Genomic DNA, 14039 nt, shown 5'->3' on the forward strand with positions numbered 1-14039 from the left:
AGACCGAGCGAAGCGTCGCGAGGAAAGACTCGGCCAACTTTTTTCTTTCCCGCGACCCCTCCGCCAACATCGCTGTTCACCCTGATTGAGTGGCGAGCCACGCCCCGCTACCATCAGGGCATGGATATCGCCAAAATCGTCATCGCCCTCCTCGTCCTCGTGAATCCGCTGGGCGCCGTGCCGCTCTTCATCAGCCTGACGCCGCACAGCAGCCAGAGCGAGCGCAAGAAGATTGCCAAGACCGCGGCGATCTCGGTCGCGATCGTCATCGGCCTGTTCGCGCTGGTCGGCGAAGGCCTGCTGCGCTTTGTCGGCATCAGCATCGGCTCCTTCCAGGTCGGCGGCGGCCTGCTCGTGATGCTGATTGCGATCGCGCTGATGAACGCCAAGCCCAACCCGACCAAGACCACCGACGAGGAGCGCGAGGAAGCCGAGAGCCGCAGCAATATCGCGGTGGTGCCGATGGCGATCCCGCTGTTGACCGGGCCGGGTACGATTTCCACCGTGATCATCTACGCGACCACCGCGAAGACCGTCTGGCAGGTCGGCTCCCTCGTCGTCGCCGGCATGGTGGTGGCGAGCACCTGCTACCTCGCGATGACGCTGGCGACGCCGATCTCGCGCCTTCTCGGCCAGACCGGCATCAACATCGTCAACCGCGTAATGGGCATGCTGCTCGCCGCGGTGTCGGTCGAGATCGTCGTCGACGGCATTTACCGGCTGTTCCCGATGCTGGGCGCGCACTGAGCCCGGCCGGGGCAGCTCACGACGACCTCGCCCCAAAGAAAACAGGCCACCCGGAGGTGGCCTGTCGCGTGTTCGCTCAGGACCTGGGCAGCAACAGGCCCTGCTTGCGCAGACTGTCGTCGACGACGCCTTCCAGCCCCTTGACGAGCTCGGCCGACGAGCGCGGATCGACGGTCTCGGTAACCGCGTTCCACACCATCTTCCCTTCCGGCAGCCGGTAGAGCAGCACCTCGACCACGACCCGCGTCGTCAGCGTGGTGTAGCCCGGCGTTGTGTACGCGTAAGGGTAATAGCTGTAGAACGAGCGGTAGCCCGGCCCCCAGCCACCCCAGCCACCGACCCAGTTGGTTTCCGGAGGATGGTAGCGCGTGGTCGTGTCGTGCGACACCAGCCGCGCCAACAGCGCGCTGTCGAAGCCTTCGCGCGACAACTTGTCGCGCAGCGCGGGCGTCGACACGTCGGCGCCGAGGCCGAGCCGGTTGCCCGCCCGGGCGTCGACCCGGTTCCTGGCGCTCAGGTTCAGCGCCAGTTGATCTTCGGCAAACTGGCAGACCCGGCTGTCCTGGGCCGCGACGAACACCGCCATTTTCCTCACCGAGCCGGCGGCATCCTGCGCATCCCGCCATTCCGAGCGCAAGTGCGTCGACGCGCAGGCGGCCAACAGCAGCGCCACGCCGGCACACGCCCATCGATCTAGCTGCATGGCGATCTCCGCACCATTCAATCAATGCAATGCGATCAAACGCCGCGCCTCTCGAACATCGCCTGCGCTAGCGTCCCCGGGTCGACGTACTCGAGCTCGCCGCCCACCGGCATGCCGCGCGCGATCCTTGACAGTTTGAGCCCGCGGTTCTTCAGCAGTTCCGACACCACGTGCGCGGTCGCCTCGCCCTCGGCGGTGAAATTGGTCGCGATGATGACTTCCTCGACCGTGCCGTCGAGCGCGCGGTGGAACAGCTTCTCGAGCGCGACGTCGCGCGGGCCGACGCCGTCGAGCGGCGAGATGCGTCCCATCAGCACGAAGTAGAGGCCGTCGAAGCACTGCGCCTGCTCGAGCATCAATAGGTCGGCCGGCATCTCGACCACGCACAGCACGTCCTGGCGGCGCTCTTCGTCCGCACACAGATTGCAGATCGGCATCTCGCTGAAGGTGTTGCAGCGCTCGCAATGGGTGAGGTTGGCCAAAGCCCGATCGAGCGCGCGCGCGAGCTTCTCCGCCCCGCCCTTGTCGCGCTGCAACAGATGGAAAGCCATGCGCTGGGCCGACTTGGGGCCGACGCCGGGCAGCACCTTGAGCGCGGCGATCAGCGAATCGAGCGAGGGGGGATTTTTCATAGGGACCCAAAAGCACAAAGGTTGGCCGAGCCCCTTGGCGTCGGCCAACCTTTTATCAACGTGGAAGCCAGGTAAAGCGCTTCTCCACAAAGCACCGCGTCATCGCAGGCTCGAACAGCATCCGGCTCAGAACGGCAGTTTCATGCCCGGCGGCAGGTTCAGGCCGTTGGTGAAGCCCGACATCTTTTCCTGCGTGGTCGTCTCGACCTTGCGCACCGCGTCGTTCAGCGCGGCGGCGATCAGGTCTTCGAGCATTTCCTTGTCGTCGGCGTCGCCTGACACGAGGCTTGGGTCGATCGACACGCGCTTGACCGCGTGCTGGCAGTTCATCACCACCTTGACGAGGCCGGCGCCGGCCTGGCCCTCGACCTCGACGTTGGCCAGTTCTTCCTGCGCCTTCTTCATGTTTTCCTGCATCTGCTGGGCCTGCTTCATCAGGCCGGCGATTCCGCCTTTGCCGAACATGGTGTCACTCCTGGATGGGTTGGATGGTGTCGGTCAACAGCACCGCGCCGAATTCGCGTTCGAATGCCTTGACCACGGGGTCGTTCTCCAGCGACGTGCGCGCCGCCGCCAGTTGCTCGTTTCTGTGCCGCGCGCGCCTGAGCGCGGGCGTCTCGCCGATCGACGCGTCGGTTTCGACATAGACCTCGATCGACTGATCGAGGCAGGCCGAGATCGCTTCCTTCAATTTTTGCACCGATTCGCGTGCCGCGCCCGGGTGGTTGGCGAACGCCGGCGCGATCGCCAGATGCCAGCGCTCGCCGTCGATGCGCTTGAGCACTGCATTTTCGAGCAGCATGCGCGCCATGCCGAGCTTGCTCGCCGCGGTCGCCATCAGGTGGTCGGCCAGATTCAGCCAGTCGCCATCGAAACGGAACGGCCCGGCGGGCTCGGCCGACGTTTGGGATTCTGGCTGGGCTTGCGGCGCAATCGGCGTCGGCGCGGGTTCTGCGGGCTTTGCCGCGGCCGGCGCCGGCTTGCCGGCCGTCTCGCGGCGCGCTTCGGTCGCGACCGCGCGCGGCGCGTCGTCCCAGCCGTCGGGCGGCGGCGCCTCGTCCATCCACGGCGGGACGTCAAAGTCGGCGGCGCGCGGTACGGACTGCGGCGGAACTTGCGGTGTGGCTTGCGTCGGCTCGGCTGCCTTGGGCGGCGCGGGTTCCGCTGCCGGCTCGGGTTCGGGAGCCGGCTCGGCCACGGGCTCGCTCGGCCGGGCAGCGGCTTGAGGCGCGTGCGCCGGCACGGCCGCTGCGGGCTGCGGCGTCTTCACAGGCGTCGACGCCGGGGACGAGGCGCTTCGCACCGCCGGCGCCTTGGTCGCCCCGCCGCCTGCCGCAGGCAGTCGCGCCGGGTGGAAGGCCAGCATCCTGAGCAAAGCCATGTTGAAGCCGGCGTGCTCGTCGGGCGCGAGCGGCAGGTCCTTACGGCCGTGCACGGCGATCTGGTAGTAAAGCTGTACGTCTTCGGGCGCGAGCCGCTCGGCGAGCGAGAAGATGGCGTCGCGTTCGGGCTCGTCGGGCGCCAGCGCCGCCGGCACGGTCTGTGCGAGCGCGACCTGGTGCAGCAGCAGCGCGAGCTCGGCCAACGCGTGGTCGAAGCCGACCGAAAGCTCGGCCAGGCTGTCGGCCTCGGCCAACAGGCGCGGCCCGTCGTTGTCGGCGAGCGCTTCGAGCAAGGTAAACAGATAACGGCGGTCGATCGCGCCGAGCATCGCGCGCACGCCGCCCTCCTCCACCGTCCCGATGCCGTAGGCGATCGCCTGGTCCAAGAGCGACAGCGCATCGCGCATCGAACCGGCGGCGGCGCGGCCGAGCAAGGCCAGCGCGGCCGGCTCGAACGGCACCTGTTCGGCGTCGAGCACGTAGGCGAGGTGACCGGCGACCTGCTGCGGCGTCATATTGCGCAGCGAGAACTGCAGGCAGCGGCTCAATACCGTGACCGGCACCTTCTGCGGGTCGGTGGTGGCGAGGATGAACTTGACGTGCGAAGGCGGTTCTTCCAGCGTCTTCAGCATCGCGTTGAAGGCGCTTTTGGACAGCATGTGCACTTCGTCGATGATGTAGACCTTGAAGCGGCCCGACGACGGCGCGTACTGCGCGTTCTCCAGCACTTCGCGGATATTGTCGATGCCGGTGTTCGACGCGGCGTCGATCTCCAGCAGGTCGACGAAGCGGCCGGCGTCGATCTGCGTACACGACGAGCAGACGCCGCACGGCTCGGCGCCGGCGCCCTGTTCGCAGTTCAGGCTTTTGGCGAGGATGCGCGCGATGGTGGTCTTGCCCACGCCGCGCGTGCCGGTCAACAGGTAGGCGTGGTGCAGGCGGTTTTCCGCGAGCGCGTTCGACAGCGCGCGCACCACGTGCTCCTGGCCGACCAGATCGGCAAAGCGCTTGGGACGCCACTTGCGGGCTAGGACTTGGTAGCTCATGGCGGCGGATTCTACCTTATTGACCGGCGCGCGCGACACCACCGTCGGCGGCGTATTTCGCCTCGCGGATGCGCCCGGCCAGCTCCTGGGCCGCCTTCGCGTACAGCGTGCTCTTGTTGTAGCGGGTGATCACGTAGAAGTTGTTCAGCCCCAGCCAGTATTCGGTGACGCCGGGCGAGGTCTCGAGCGGCACCAGCACCGCCTTTACCTCGTCACGCACCGGCGCCTGAGGCACGATGCCCATCCTCTTCAGCTCGCCGACCGTATAGTGCAGGTTGAATTTGTCGGCGATGAGCCGGTCGACCTGCGGCCCCGGCGCGGCCTGCGCCGGCACCAGCACGTCGTCGCCGGCCATCCAGCCGTGGATCTTGAAATAGTTGGCGACGCTGCCGATCACGTCGGCGCTGTTGCCCCAGATGTCGCGATGGCCGTCGCCGTCGAAGTCGACAGCCCACTTTCTGAAGCTCGACGGCATGAACTGCGGCATGCCCATCGCTCCGGCGTAGCTGCCCACAAAGCCCATCGGGTCGCGGCGCTCCTCCTTGGCGAGCAGCAGGAACTCGGTCAGCTCGTTGCGGAAGAATTCGGCGCGGCGCGGGTAGTCGAAGCCGACGGTCGCCAGCGCGTCGACGACGCGGAAGCTGCCCATGTTCTGGCCGTAGCGCGTCTCGATGCCGACGATGGCGGCGATTATTTCCGGTGGCACGCCGTACGTCGCTTCGGCGCGCTGCAGCAGCGTCTCGTTGTCGCGCCAGAACGCGGCGCCGGCAGCGACCAGTCTGTCGTTCACGAAGCTGCCGCGGAACTGGTGCCACGGCCGCGACGTCGACGGCTTGTCGAGCGCGGTGATGATGCCGGGCTTGGACTCGACGTTGGCGAACACCGCCTCGAGTTCCGGGCGGTTGAAACGGCCGGTCGCGACCTGCTCGTCGATGTAGCGCTGCACGTCGGCGCGCAGGATCAGCGCGGCGTCGGCGAAGACGGCCGGCGTGACGGCCAGCGCCAGAGCGGCAGCGGCGAAATTTCGGAACGTGCGGGTCATGGACATCCTTTTGCAAGACAGGGTTGGCCGAGCCATCGCGTCGCGCAGGCGGCTTCGCTCAGTCACCTGCGCGACGCGGCACCCGGCTCGGCCAAGCCCGGGTTCATTCGGTGTAAGAGAGCGCGCCGCTCACGAGCCGCGCGGTGATGTCGACGATGGGGATCACGCGCTCATACGCCATGCGCGTCGGACCGACCACGCCGAGCGTGCCGACCACCTGGCCGTTGATGCGGTAAGGCGCGGCGACCACCGAGCAGTCGCCGAGCGTCATCACGCCCGACTCCTCGCCGATGAAGAGGCGCACGCCCTGTGCGCCGCGGCTCTGGTCGAGCAGGCGCAAGAGCTCGGTGCGGCGCTCGAAGGTGTCGAACAGCTCGCGCAGCCGCGTGCGGTCTTCAGACAGCTCGTCGACGCTGAGCAGCCGGCTCTCGCCGGCGATCACCACCGCGCCGGCCGGATCGGTGAGCGAACGTTGGCCGAGCCGGATCGCCGCGCTCATCAGCGCGCTGATGTCGCTCTGCAACTGCTGCAGCTCGGCCTCGATGCGGCCCGCGACGCTGGTCAGCCCCTGGCCGGCGTAGTGCGCATTCAGATAATTGGCCGCCTCGATCAGCTCGCTCGCGCTGTAGTCGCGCTCGGTCGGCAACAGGTGATTCTGCACGTCGCCGTCGAGCGTCACCAAGATCAGCAGCACGCGCTTTTCCGACAGCCGCAAAAATTCGATCTGGCGGAACGCGACGTCGGGGCGTTGCGGCGTCACCACTACGCCGGCGAAGTGCGTCAGCTCCGACAACAGGTGCGATGCCGCCTGCGCGAGCTTTTGCGGGCTGTCGGGCATCAGGCCGAGCGCGATCTGGTCGACTTCGGGTGCCGCCAGCGGCCGGATAGTGAGAAGATTGTCGACGAACACCCGGTAGCCGCGCGCGGTCGGAATGCGGCCGGCCGAGGTGTGCGGGCTCGCGATCAGCCCCATGTCTTCGAGGTCGGCCATCACATTGCGGATCGACGCCGGCGACAGCTCGAGCCCCGGCAACCTGGAGAGCGTGCGCGAGCCGACCGGCTGACCGTCGGCGATATAGCGTTCGATCAGGGCCTTGAGGAGTAACTGGGCGCGCTCGTTCAACATGCCGGTCATTGTGGCATACCTCCTGCTGCGCGTGTCATGCCGTACGCTTGCCGCCTCGCCCCGAAGAGGCTAAAAAGGCGGTGCGACAAGGCGTCATGACACGACCTTGAACTCTTAAGTGGGCCCGATCGCGCATTCCTCAAGCACCATCGCGCAGGCCGTTTTGATTTTGTGCGATAATCAACCGGCACCCTAGTTCATCGACACAGTTCTGTTTGGAGAAAGCATGGCGGACGATAAAAGCAAGGCACTGGCGGCGGCGCTCGCCCAGATCGAAAAGCAGTTCGGCAAGGGCTCGATCATGCGCATGAGCGACAACCAGATCACCGAGAACCTGCAGGTGATCAGCACCGGCTCGCTCGGCCTCGACCTCGCGCTCGGCGTGGGCGGTCTGCCGCGCGGCCGCGTGGTCGAAATCTACGGCCCGGAATCGTCCGGCAAGACCACGCTGTGCCTGCAAGTGGTCGCCGAAGCGCAGAAACTCGGCGGCACCTGCGCCTACATCGACGCGGAAAACGCGCTCGACCCGCAATACGCACAAAAGCTCGGCGTAAAGGTTGAGGACCTGCTGATCTCCCAGCCGGACACCGGCGAACAAGCGCTGGAAATCTGCGACATGCTGGTGCGCTCGAGCGGCGTCGACGTGATCGTGATCGACTCGGTCGCCGCGCTGGTGCCGAAGGCCGAGATCGAAGGCGACATGGGCGACAGCCACGTCGGCCTGCAGGCGCGCCTGATGAGCCAGGCGCTGCGCAAGCTGACCGGCAACATCAAGCGCACCAACACGCTGGTGATCTTCATCAACCAGATCCGCATGAAGATCGGCGTGATGTTCGGCAACCCGGAAACCACCACCGGCGGCAACGCGCTGAAGTTCTACGCGTCGGTCCGCCTCGACATCCGCCGCATCGGCGGCATCAAGAAGGGCGAAGAGGTCGTCGGCAACGAGACCCGCGTCAAGGTGGTGAAGAACAAGGTGTCGCCGCCGTTCCGCCAGGCCACCTTCGACATCCTGTACGGCGAAGGCATCTCGCGCGAAGGCGAGATCATCGACATGGGCGTCGAGCAGGAATTCGTCAACAAGTCCGGCGCGTGGTATGCCTACAACGGCCAGAAGATCGGCCAGGGCAAGGACAACACCCGCCAGTGGCTGAAGGACAATCCGGACGTGGCGCGCGAGATCGAAGCCAAGGTCCGCGAGAAGGTCGGCGTCAGCGTCACGATCACCGAAGGGGTGCGCGACGAAACCGACGGCGAGCTCGCCGACGACCTGATCGCGTGAGCGGGACGCCCAAAAGCCTGAAAGCGCGCGCCGTCGACCTGCTGTCGCGGCGCGAATACTCGCGGCGCGAGCTTTTCCAGAAGCTCGTGCCGCACGCCGAGAGCGCGGAAGAAGTCGACGCGCTGCTCGACGAGCTGGCCGAGCACGGCTGGCAGTCGGACACCCGCTTCGCCGAGCAGACTGCGACGAGCAAGGGTCGCCGCTACGGCAGCCGGCGCCTCGCCGCCGAACTGCGGGAAAAAGGCGTAGACGCCGACACCATCACCGAGGCGCTCGCCGGCCAGGACGACGTCGCCCTCGCCCGCCAACTGTGGCAGAAGAAATTCGGCCAGAAGCCGCAAAGCCGCGAGGAATGGGCTAAGCAGATGCGTTTCCTCGCCGCGCGCGGCCTGCCGATGGACGCGATCAGAAAAGCGATGGACGGCGCCGAAGAAGACGATTTCGCCGACCCGGACGCCACCGGCTGACGCTCGGCCAACCTCCCCGTTCGCCCCAAAGCTTGCGACAACGCAGCAGCCTTGCCACAATCGGCCCCATATCCCTATTTCCGTCCCCGGCCCCGCGCGACCGGGGCCCTGTTTTCTGGATCGCGACCGTAAAACGATGAAAACCTCCGAAATCCGCCAGAAGTTCCTCGACTTCTTCGCGAGCAAGGGCCACCAGATCGTGGCGTCGAGCTCGCTGGTGCCGGGCAACGACCCGACGCTGCTGTTCACCAACGCCGGCATGAACCAGTTCAAGGACGTGTTCCTCGGCTTCGACAAGCGCCCATACACCCGCGCCACCACCTCGCAGAAATGCGTGCGCGCCGGCGGCAAGCACAACGACCTGGAAAACGTCGGCTACACCGCGCGCCACCACACCTTCTTCGAGATGCTCGGCAACTTCTCGTTCGGCGACTACTTCAAGCGCGACGCCATCCTCTTCGCATGGGAATTCCTGACCTCGCCGCAATGGCTCGGCCTGCCGAAAGAAAAGCTGATGGTCACGGTGTACGCCACCGACGATGAAGCGTTCGACATCTGGAACCAGGAAGTCGGCGTGCCGGCCGAGAAGATCGTCCGCATCGGTGACAACAAAGGCGCGGCTTACGCGTCGGACAACTTCTGGACCATGGGCGACACCGGTCCGTGCGGCCCATGTACCGAGATCTTCTACGACCACGGCGAACACATCTGGGGCGGCCCGCCGGGCAGCCCGGACGAAGACGGCGACCGCTTCATCGAGATCTGGAACAACGTGTTCATGCAGTTCAACCGCGACGAGACCGGCACCCTGCACCCGCTGCCGAAGCCGTCGGTCGACACCGGCATGGGCCTCGAGCGCGTCTCGGCGGTGCTGCAGGGTGTGCACGCCAACTACGAGATCGACCTGTTCCAGACCCTCTTGAAAGCCGCCGCGCGCGAAGTCGGCGTGCCGTTCAGCCAGGACGTGCCGTCGCTGAAGGTGATCGCCGACCACATCCGCGCGTGCTCCTTCCTGATCGCCGACGACGTGCTGCCGTCCAACGACGGCCGCGGCTACGTGCTGCGCCGCATCATCCGCCGCGCGATCCGCCACGGCTACAAGCTCGGCCAGAAAGGCCAGTTCTTCCACAAGCTGGTCGCCGACCTCGCCGCCGAGATGGGCGGCGCCTATCCGGAACTGCGCGAGCGCCAGGCGGTGATCGAAGACGCGCTGAAGCAGGAAGAGATCAAGTTCGCCGAGACGCTCGACAAGGGCATGGCGCTCTTGGAGGCCGCGCTCGCCAAGGGCGAAAAAGAGCTCGACGGCAAGACCGCGTTCCAACTCTACGATACCTTCGGCTTCCCACTCGACCTGACCGCCGACATCTGCCGCGAACGCGAGCTGACCATCGACCAGGCCGGTTTCGACGCCGCGATGGAAGCGCAGCGCGCGCAAAGCCGCGCCGCGTCGACCTTCAAGATGAGCGGCAACGTCGACTACAGCGGCGATGACACCTGCTTCAACGGCTACGACTCGGTCAGCGTCGACGCGCGCGTGCTGGCGCTCTACAAGGGCCACGAGCCGGTGCAAACGTTGGCCGAGGGTGACGAGGGCATCGTCGTTCTCGACAACACCGCCTTCTACGCCGAGGGCGGCGGCCAGGTCGGCGACAGCGGCGAGATCTCGGTCGCCGGCGGTATCGACGCGCTGTTCGATGTGACCGACACCCAGAAGCTGAAGGCGGCCGTATTCGGCCACAGCGGTCGCGTCGCGCGCGGCAAGCTGTCGGTCGGCGACGCCGTGACCGCCACCATCGACCTGCACAAACGCGCCGCCACCACGCGCAACCACTCGGCGACCCACCTGCTGCACGCGGCGCTGCGCCATGTGCTCGGCGGCCACGTCGCACAGAAGGGCTCGCTGGTCAACTTCGAGCGCACCCGCTTCGACTTCGCGCACACCGGCCCGGTGAGCGCCGATGAGATCGCCGAGATCGAGCGCGCGGTCAACCGCGTGATCACCCACAACGTCGAAGTCTCGGCACGCCTGATGCCTTACGACGACGCGATCCGCGCCGGTGCGATCGCGCTGTTCGGCGAGAAGTACAGCGACGAGGTACGCGTACTGAAGATGGGCGACTTCTCGACCGAACTGTGCGGCGGCACCCATGTCAAGCGCACCGGCGACATCGGCTTCTTCAAGATCGTGTCCGAGGGCGGCGTCGCCGCCGGCGTGCGCCGCATCGAAGCGGCGACCGGCGAAGGCGCGGTCGCCTACGTGCAGGCGCAGGACAGCCTGATCCGCGACGCCGCCGCCAGCCTCAAGGCGCAATCGAACGAGGAAGTGCTCGCCAAGATCGGCGGCCTGCAGGACGGCGTGAAGGCGCTCGAGAAGGAACTGGCCCGTCTCAAGGGGCAGCTCGCGGCATCGGCCGGCGACAGCCTCGCCGAGCAGGCTCTCGACGTCGGAGGCGTGAAGCTGCTGGTGGCCGAGCTCGACGGCGCGGACAACACCGCGCTGCGCGAGACGCTCGACAAGCTGAAGGACAAGCTCGGTTCGGCGCTGATCGTGCTCGGTTCCAAGGCCGACGGCAAGGTGTCGCTCGTCGCCGGCGTAACCCGCGATCTGACCGCCCGCTTCAAGGCCGGCGAACTGGTCAACCACGTCGCGCAGCAGGTCGGCGGCAAGGGCGGTGGCCGCCCCGACATGGCCCAGGCCGGCGGCACCCAGCCGGAAAACCTGGCCGGCGCGCTCGCGTCGGTGAAAGCCTGGGTCGAAGGCAAGTAAGCCACAACCGCTGCAACGCAGAACGCCGCTCGGACGAGCGGCGTTTTTTTGTGCGCGTCGGGGACTCATGGGTACAGACGTTGGCCGAGCAGCGGAGCCGGGCGTCAGTAAAAATCCCAGCGCAGCGTGAAGGTGGTGACCGCCACCTCGCCTTTTTTGCCGGCGACATGGGTTTTCGGGATGTAGCCGACTTCGAGCGCCAAGCGCTTGAACTGCACGCTCGCCATCGGCAACACCCCAAATCCATCGACGCCCGAACCGTGCAGATAGCCGGCCAAGAGCCCGACGCCCGCCTTCAGGTCGCCGACCAGCGTCCACTCCTTGCGCCAGCCACCGGCAAGAAAATAGGCCTGCTCGCGGTATGAGTCGTAGTAGGTGCCGCCGCGCACCAGCCACCTCCCCCAGTCCGTCTCGCCGGGCGACCACTCCAGCCCGAGTCCGGGGTTGCTCTCGTTGAAATCGCAGCTAAAGCGGCTGCTGTCGCAAGCGCCGTGGTGGGATGCGCCGAAAACCAGCGCGGAGACGTCGGCGTGCGCGACGCACGCCCACGCCGACAAGCAGATTGCGAGCGTTCTCTTCATGACCTTCCCCTTTGACCGTCCCCGTCTACGCAGGGGCTCATTAGTCGATTTAGGTAAAATCAATCGATAGCGCCAGCAAAATAATTACATAGCATAAAAGTTTCACGAAACCCATGGCCTTCCCGGCAATTGGGCAGCCGCTATGCTTTATGGACATTGCGGCGTCGCAACACCCTTCGCATCAAGGTCGACCACGAAAAAAGCCGCCACTGGGGCGGCTTTCATCTAACCCAAAGGCGGAATGAGAAAAGCCGGCGCGACGCGCCGGCCCGTTGCGGAAGGCCTCAGCCGCGTCGCACGCGGCTGAGCTTGCTCCTGGATGGATGCAGCGCGTTTTTCAGCATGGTGAGCGCGAGGTCGGGCTTGGCCTCGCCGCACATGAAGATGTCGATCGCGGCGAAGCCGTGCTCCGGCCATGTGTGGATGCTGATGTGCGACTCCATCAGCAGCAGCACGCCGGTCACGCCGCTGCCGGCGCCGAAGTGGTGGAAGTGACCGAACAGCACGATGGCACCGGCTGCCTTGGCCGCCTGGCGCAGCAGCGCCTCGAGCCGGTGCGGATCAGTCAGCTGTGCGGAGGGCACGCCGTGGAAGTCGGCCAGCAGGTGCCAGCCGATCGGTGGGGGTGTCTTGTGGCTATGGCTCATTTGTGACCCACTCCGCTCGACCAGCCACCGCCGCGACCGCCGCTGCTCCAGCCTCGCGCGCCACCCTGGTCGTCCACCATATTCAAATGCATGCAAGAGGACAGGGCGACCACCACCACCCCGTAAATCAGGTACATGATCCGCGTCATCGGGCCTCAACTATCCAGCAAATCGGGAAACCAGTGCGGCGCCCAGATCAGCCCCAGGGTGACCGCGATCAACACGAACCCCATGAAACCACTATCGAACACCATCGGCAGGTTGATAAAGAGATAAATGATCGACAGCACCTTGGCGGCACCGCCCAGCGTGCGCTCGTCGGCGCTCTGGGCCGACGGCTTGGCCGTTATCGGCTTGCCGAACCAGCGGCCGACCTCGGCGGCGGCGACCTTGCGGCTCTGCGTCCAGCTGATCTCGTTCGCGTCCTGCTCGCTCGATAGCTTGACGCCGCCGTTCTCGTAGTCGGCGATCGCGACCTTGTCGCTAAGCCGCACGCGCCAGTTGAACGCGCCGGCGGCATAGACGACTTCGCCGCCGTAGTCGTAGAGCTTGCGGTAGGGTTTGCCGAGCAACTCGACGCGGCCTTTGGCGTCGAGCTTCGGCCAACGGTTGAGCACGGTCGCACGTTCCCAGCCGGTATCGCTCTCGATCAGCCACAGGAAGCCGCGTTGTGCGTTGAACAGCAGGTACTCGACCCACAGTGTCACTTCATCCGAATCGCGCTCGCGCTTTTGCGTAAGGCCGATCAAGGTCCAGTCGGCGCCGTCGATCTTCGCCGTATCGCCCGGCGCGAGCGTGAAAGTCTTTTGTGCCAGTTCGCTATGCTTTTGCAGCACCACCGCCTTGTCGCCGGCGCAGTCGACCTCGGCGTGGCAGGCGGCGCACACCAGCTGCGTCGCCATGCCGGCGCGGTAGGCGAGCGGGCTGCCGCAGCTCGGGCAGTCGAGCGCCTGCGGACTGCCCGGCAATCGGCCGGCGGTCTCGGCGATGCTTTCGGGTTCGCGCAGCAGCTGCGCCGACAGCTCGGCCAACTCGACCGCGCAGCCCGAGTAGAGCCGAACCGCATCGTCCGAGTAATCGAAGCTCAGGAAACGCGCGTCGGCGCGGAAATCGGCGACTCGCGCGACCCAGCCCTCGCCGACCCTGAACGGCAACTCGCCCTCGCCCGCCACGCAGCGCGCGCTGCGCACGTCGCAGGCGGTGAACACCGTGCCCTCGTGCGCGTGGCTGTAGCCGGGAAAGATCCCGGCGAACGCCGGGGCTTGCGGCGGGGTCGCGATCGGCCGCGTGATCACGTGCTGGCCGGACGCGTCCGACCACCAGCCGTCGCCGCCGTCGTCGAACAGCAGATACCACTCGTTCCAGAAGCCGGCGTCGTAGCGTAGCTGGATGCGGCCGACGACGGTGAAGGCGTCGCCGTTGAAACGGCCGGACGTGCCGATCTGCACCGGCGAATAGTCTTCCAGCACGGCGGACATCTTGCCGATGTCCTTCACCGTGTCGGCGTCGCGCAGGAGCGTGCTCTGGCAATACTCGCACACCGCGATCACCGACGCGGCCGAGCGGAAATTGACGGGCGCCCCGCAGGACGGGCAGGCCAGCGTGTACATGAAGCGC

13 protein-coding genes are annotated in these 14039 nt (G+C 66.4%); 4 read left to right on the plus strand and 9 right to left on the minus strand.

What is annotated here, in order from left to right; translation table 11 throughout:
• Positions 1-120 precede the first annotated feature (120 nt).
• Positions 121-747, plus strand: coding sequence for a MarC family protein (locus DWG20_RS13890; RefSeq protein WP_115434361.1), 627 nt, complete (start codon positions 121-123; stop codon positions 745-747).
• 76 nt (positions 748-823) lie between these two features.
• On the opposite strand, the gene DWG20_RS13895 is transcribed toward DWG20_RS13890, so the two are convergent.
• The 6 genes from DWG20_RS13895 to hrcA all read right to left on the minus strand — a co-directional run bounded on the left by DWG20_RS13895 (position 824) and on the right by hrcA (position 6687).
• Positions 824-1450 (minus strand): hypothetical protein, encoded by a 627-nt coding sequence (locus tag DWG20_RS13895; RefSeq protein ID WP_147289968.1) that lies wholly within the window; start codon positions 1448-1450, stop codon positions 824-826.
• A 35-nt stretch (positions 1451-1485) separates the two neighbouring features.
• Complete coding sequence (gene recR / locus DWG20_RS13900) at positions 1486-2082, minus strand: recombination mediator RecR (RefSeq protein WP_115434363.1); 597 nt, start codon at positions 2080-2082, stop codon at positions 1486-1488.
• Positions 2083-2208: 126 nt separating this feature from the next.
• The gene (locus tag DWG20_RS13905; RefSeq protein WP_115434364.1) at positions 2209-2547 is read right to left on the minus strand and encodes a YbaB/EbfC family nucleoid-associated protein; all 339 of its coding nucleotides are present in this window, start codon (positions 2545-2547) and stop codon (positions 2209-2211) included.
• Between the two features lie 4 nt (positions 2548-2551).
• A complete protein-coding gene (gene dnaX, locus DWG20_RS13910) occupies positions 2552-4510 on the minus strand; it encodes a DNA polymerase III subunit gamma/tau (RefSeq protein ID WP_115434819.1) in 1959 nt (652 codons plus the stop codon).
• 16 nt (positions 4511-4526) lie between these two features.
• Positions 4527-5552, minus strand: coding sequence for a lytic murein transglycosylase B (gene mltB, locus DWG20_RS13915; RefSeq protein ID WP_115434365.1), 1026 nt, complete (start codon positions 5550-5552; stop codon positions 4527-4529).
• A gap of 103 nt (positions 5553-5655) precedes the next feature.
• Positions 5656-6687, minus strand: coding sequence for a heat-inducible transcriptional repressor HrcA (gene hrcA / locus DWG20_RS13920; RefSeq protein ID WP_342767279.1), 1032 nt, complete (start codon positions 6685-6687; stop codon positions 5656-5658).
• Between the two features lie 217 nt (positions 6688-6904).
• Here hrcA and recA point away from each other — a divergent pair, with 217 nt between their 5' ends.
• From recA to alaS, 3 genes are all read left to right on the plus strand, one after another.
• Positions 6905-7960, plus strand: coding sequence for a recombinase RecA (recA, locus tag DWG20_RS13925; protein ID WP_115434366.1), 1056 nt, complete (start codon positions 6905-6907; stop codon positions 7958-7960).
• On the plus strand, positions 7957-8427 hold the full coding sequence (recX, locus tag DWG20_RS13930) for a recombination regulator RecX (RefSeq protein WP_115434367.1): 471 nt from the start codon (positions 7957-7959) through the stop codon (positions 8425-8427). The genes recA and recX overlap by 4 nt, the downstream gene beginning before the upstream one ends.
• A 136-nt stretch (positions 8428-8563) precedes the next feature.
• Positions 8564-11194, plus strand: a complete 2631-nt coding sequence (gene alaS / locus DWG20_RS13935) for an alanine--tRNA ligase (RefSeq protein ID WP_115434368.1) — start codon at positions 8564-8566, stop codon at positions 11192-11194.
• Between the two features lie 104 nt (positions 11195-11298).
• On the opposite strand, the gene DWG20_RS13940 is transcribed toward alaS, so the two are convergent.
• The 3 genes from DWG20_RS13940 to DWG20_RS13950 all read right to left on the minus strand — a co-directional run bounded on the left by DWG20_RS13940 (position 11299) and on the right by DWG20_RS13950 (position 14032).
• Positions 11299-11775: a hypothetical protein gene (locus tag DWG20_RS13940; protein WP_115434369.1), complete on the minus strand. Its 477-nt coding sequence runs from the start codon at positions 11773-11775 to the stop codon at positions 11299-11301.
• A 284-nt stretch (positions 11776-12059) separates the two neighbouring features.
• Complete coding sequence (speD, locus tag DWG20_RS13945) at positions 12060-12422, minus strand: adenosylmethionine decarboxylase (RefSeq protein ID WP_115434370.1); 363 nt, start codon at positions 12420-12422, stop codon at positions 12060-12062.
• A 155-nt stretch (positions 12423-12577) separates the two neighbouring features.
• Positions 12578-14032 (minus strand): DUF4178 domain-containing protein, encoded by a 1455-nt coding sequence (locus DWG20_RS13950; protein WP_115434371.1) that lies wholly within the window; start codon positions 14030-14032, stop codon positions 12578-12580.
• Positions 14033-14039: the final 7 nt, after the last annotated feature.

This window comes from Crenobacter cavernae, from assembly GCF_003355495.1.
In the GTDB taxonomy this organism is placed as follows: Bacteria; Pseudomonadota; Gammaproteobacteria; order Burkholderiales; family Chromobacteriaceae; genus Crenobacter; species Crenobacter cavernae.

Excerpts from the sequence above, each read along its gene's own strand:
- DWG20_RS13950 (WP_115434371.1), bottom strand. The coding sequence starts at position 14,032 with ATGTACACGCTGGCCTGCCCGTCCTGCGGGGCGCCCGTCAATTTCCGC.
- DWG20_RS13940 (WP_115434369.1), bottom strand. The coding sequence starts at position 11,775 with ATGAAGAGAACGCTCGCAATCTGCTTGTCGGCGTGGGCGTGCGTCGCG.
- speD (WP_115434370.1), bottom strand. The coding sequence starts at position 12,422 with ATGAGCCATAGCCACAAGACACCCCCACCGATCGGCTGGCACCTGCTG.
- recA (WP_115434366.1), top strand. The coding sequence starts at position 6,905 with ATGGCGGACGATAAAAGCAAGGCACTGGCGGCGGCGCTCGCCCAGATC.
- recR (WP_115434363.1), bottom strand. The coding sequence starts at position 2,082 with ATGAAAAATCCCCCCTCGCTCGATTCGCTGATCGCCGCGCTCAAGGTG.
- DWG20_RS13905 (WP_115434364.1), bottom strand. The coding sequence starts at position 2,547 with ATGTTCGGCAAAGGCGGAATCGCCGGCCTGATGAAGCAGGCCCAGCAG.
- dnaX (WP_115434819.1), bottom strand. The coding sequence starts at position 4,510 with ATGAGCTACCAAGTCCTAGCCCGCAAGTGGCGTCCCAAGCGCTTTGCC.
- DWG20_RS13890 (WP_115434361.1), top strand. The coding sequence starts at position 121 with ATGGATATCGCCAAAATCGTCATCGCCCTCCTCGTCCTCGTGAATCCG.
- DWG20_RS13895 (WP_147289968.1), bottom strand. The coding sequence starts at position 1,450 with ATGCAGCTAGATCGATGGGCGTGTGCCGGCGTGGCGCTGCTGTTGGCC.
- alaS (WP_115434368.1), top strand. The coding sequence starts at position 8,564 with ATGAAAACCTCCGAAATCCGCCAGAAGTTCCTCGACTTCTTCGCGAGC.
- hrcA (WP_342767279.1), bottom strand. The coding sequence starts at position 6,687 with ATGACCGGCATGTTGAACGAGCGCGCCCAGTTACTCCTCAAGGCCCTG.
- mltB (WP_115434365.1), bottom strand. The coding sequence starts at position 5,552 with ATGACCCGCACGTTCCGAAATTTCGCCGCTGCCGCTCTGGCGCTGGCC.